The organism is Pirellulales bacterium (assembly GCA_019694435.1).
In the GTDB taxonomy this organism is placed as follows: domain Bacteria; phylum Planctomycetota; class Planctomycetia; order Pirellulales; family JAEUIK01; genus JAIBBZ01.
Map to the genome: position 1 here is coordinate 1 of JAIBBZ010000081.1, position 3,600 is coordinate 3,600.

Consider the following 3,600-nt stretch of genomic DNA (forward strand, 5'->3'; position numbering starts at 1 on the left):
GGAAAGATGGCGATGATTGCCACCCCCTCGGTGAGCAGCTTTGGTCGCAGGCGGTGCACCGCCCCTTCGATGACCGCCTGCCGTAGTTCTTCGAGCGACTCGATGTTCTCCAGGCCGCCGCGCTTCTCGATCGCCTCGCGCAGGTAAACCAGCATGATGATTCCTGTCTCGGTGGCCATGCCGAAGCAGGCAATGAAGCCGACCCAGACGGCCACGCTGAAATCCATCGGCGGCGCCGACCAGCCTTGCATGATCTTGGGAAACAGGTACATGAAAAACGCCCCGCCGGCCAAAGCCTCGGGGACGGCCAACATCATCAGCGCCGCGTCGGCCAGATCCTGATAGGTCAGGTATAGAATCACGAAGATCAACACGATCACGGCGGGAAACACGAATCGCAAGGTCCGCGCCGCGCGCACCTGGTGCTCGAACTCGCCGCTCCACTCAATGTGCATTCCCTCGGGCAACTTCACTTTTTGCGCCACGACGCGCTGAGCCTCGTCGACGAATCCCACGATGTCGCGGCCGCGCACGTTCAGCGTCACGTAGTTTAGCAGCCTGCCATTCTCGCTCTTAATCATGGCCGGGCCCTCGACGACCGACACGTCGGCCACGGCCCCCAGCGGAATGAGCACGGCGGTGCCCGTGGCATGCACGGGCGCCGCGGCGTGGGCCGCGCTGGACAGGTTCGCTGGCGGCGCGGACTTCATCGAACTGGCAGGCGCCGACGTCATTCCAGCCGGCGCGATCGCGCCAGCGGAGCCGGACGAAATCAACAGCCGGCCGATGCTCTCCTCATCCTCGCGGTTCGTCCGGGCATACCTAATGCGCACGGGAAAACGGTCGCGGTTTTCGACCGTGTAGGTCACCGCGCGCCCGGCCAAGGCCACCTCGATCTCGCTCTGAATGTCCTCGACCGAGATGCCGTAGCGGGCCGCTTGCTGGCGGTCGATGTCGATCTGCAAATAGCCTTTACCCATGATCGGCGCGGCAATCACGTCGCGGGCGCCGGCCACGGGCTTGAGGGCCGCTTCGATCTGCTTGCACACGCGGTCGATCGATTCCAAGTTGTCGCCAAACACTTTGACGCCGATATCGGTCCGCACGCCGGTCGACAGCATTTCGATGCGGTTGATGATCGGCTGCGTGAAGATGTTGCTCCAGCCGGGCACCTGCAAGACGCGCCCCATCTCGTCGTCGACCAGATCCCCTTTCGGACCGGTCTGTCGGGGCCAGAGAAAAACTCGGTCGGAGAATTCGGGGTCGAGCTCCTGTTGCAGCCCGGCAAATGGCTCGATGGCCGCCGGATCGGCCGGCTTGCCAAGCTGGCCCGCGACGGCCGAACGGGCAAACGCGGCGGTTTGGGCTCCGTGCGCCGCGCCGCCGAGCCATTCGGCCTTTTCGGCGGCCTTGGCCAGTTCTTCGAGCGCGTACCGGTTGAACGCCTCCACGCCTACGTCGTGCAGCTCCCAATTGATCTGCCGGACGCGCTCGCGCCAGAGCTCCATCCGGCGTGCCTCGACGTCGTGTAACGTGCGGTCGAAGAGGGTGTCGCGGTGGCCTCCCAGAGCCTCGCGGACGGCGGCCATCGCCGAACCGAGCGGACCGGGGCGAAGTTCGAGCGCGGCGACCGGGTCATCGAGGTAGCCACGGTCGTCCAAATCTCGCACCACCGCGCGCACCAGCCGCGAGACTTCTTCGAGTGTGGGTCCCTGGGCCAGCGGAGAGCCGAAATCGGTTGCCAATTGCGCGGTCAGGCGAGTCATTTGCTCGTCGGCCGAGGAATCGGCCGGCAACGTCAAGTGGCCGCTTGCCATGAGATGTTCCAGGGTTTGGCTCACAACGGCGTTGGTGAGGGTCTGGCCCAGCGACGCTTCGAACTCGTTGTAGCGCCGCAGCGCCAGTTCGCGCAGCGTCTCGTCGAACCGCTCGACTGCCTTTTGACTGGCGTCATTGACCAGATTCGTCCGCTCATCGGCTCCTGCGACGTTGGCGATGTAGCCGCGTTCCTGGAGAATCGACAGCAGTTGGCGCACCTGCTGTTCGGCTTCGGCGTATTTGAGCACGCGTTTCGGCCACAACTCCTTCGGCCGGAAATTGACGAACGTCTCGACCATGTCGAGCGGCGCCGGGTCGGTGGGCGTGTCGGCTCGGCCCGACTTGCCAATGACCGACTCGACCTCGGGAAAGCCGCGCAACAGCGCGTCGCGGGCCTTCAAGTCGTCGGCGGCCTGCGTCACGCTGGCTCGCGGCACCGTTACGGGCATGTCGAGTGTCGTTCCTTCGTCGAGCGCCGGCATGAAGGCCACGCCGATCTTGGAAAAATGAAAGGCCCACAATCCCAGCGGCACCAGCGTGGCAAACGACAGCAGTTGCCATTTGAAGCCGCGGGTAGAGATGACCGTCAGGAACGACACCAGGCCAAACACCAAGAGGAAGGTCGAGCGCCAGGCCGTCTCGCTGGCCCCCTGGCCGACGATGGCTTGCAGTGGAAACATTCCGGCCGCCAGGATCAGCAGCACCGCGAACATCCACATCACCAGATTTCGCCGAGGCAGGGCCCAGGTGAGCAGCGGCTTATAGATGTGGATGAAACTGCGGACGATCGGATTCTCTTCCTCGCTGCGCAGCCGTCCGCGGATGAACGTGGGAATCAGGGCCGGCACGAGCGTAACGCTGATGATCGCCACGCCCAGCATGGCAAAGCTTTTGGTAAAGGCCAACGGATGAAACAACTTGCCCTCGCGCCCGCTGAGCATGAACACCGGCACGAACGAGAGCAGCATGATCAGCACCGAGAAGAAGATCGGTCGCCCGACGGTGCGGCAGGGCTCGATCACCAGCTCGCGGATGTCGCCAGTGACTTTCTTATCGCCGAAGTGGCTCTTGAGATGATGGGTCGCGTTCTCGGTCATCACGATGGCCTGGTCGACCAGGATGCCGATGGAAATCGTGATGCCGGCCAGCGACATGATGTTGGCCTGAATGTCGATGATGCCCAGCCGCCGCAGCGTCCACATCAGCAGGAACGAGAACAGCACCGAGAGCGGCAGCGTGATGCAGATGACGAACACGCTCCGTACGTGCACCAGAATCAGCAGGATCGCCACCGAGGCAATGAGCATCTCGTGCCCCATCACCTCGGTGAGCGTGTCGATCGCGCCGTGGATCAGTCGAGTGCGGTCGTAAGCGGCCACGATGCGCACGCCCTCGGGGAGTCCGGGCTGTAGCTCGGCGATCCGTTGCTTGACCCGCTGGGTGACGGCCATGGGGTTTTCGCCATGCCGCATCAGAACGGCGCCGCCGGTCACCTCGTTGCCGTTCTTTTCGAACACGCTGCGGCGAAACTGTACTCCCAGCTGCACGCTGGCGACGTTGCGGACGTAGATCGGCGTTCCGGCGATCTCCTTGATCACCGTGTTTTCGATGTCGGCCTTGTCCTTGATCCAGCCGACGCCGCGGACGATATACTCGGCGTTGTTCTTTTGAATGACACCGCCGCCGGCCGGCATATTGCTCTTGCCGACCGCCCCGTAGAGCTCGCCCAGCGTGATGCCGTACGCGCGCAGGTCCTCGGGCCGAACGTCGACCTGGTACTCC

General features: G+C 63.8%; 1 protein-coding gene. It reads right to left on the minus strand.

Annotation, left to right across the window (positions count from 1 at the left end; translation table 11 throughout):
- Positions 1 to 3,600 (minus strand): efflux RND transporter permease subunit (locus K1X74_23405; GenBank protein ID MBX7169299.1); only part of this gene is annotated, 3,600 nt, incomplete at both ends.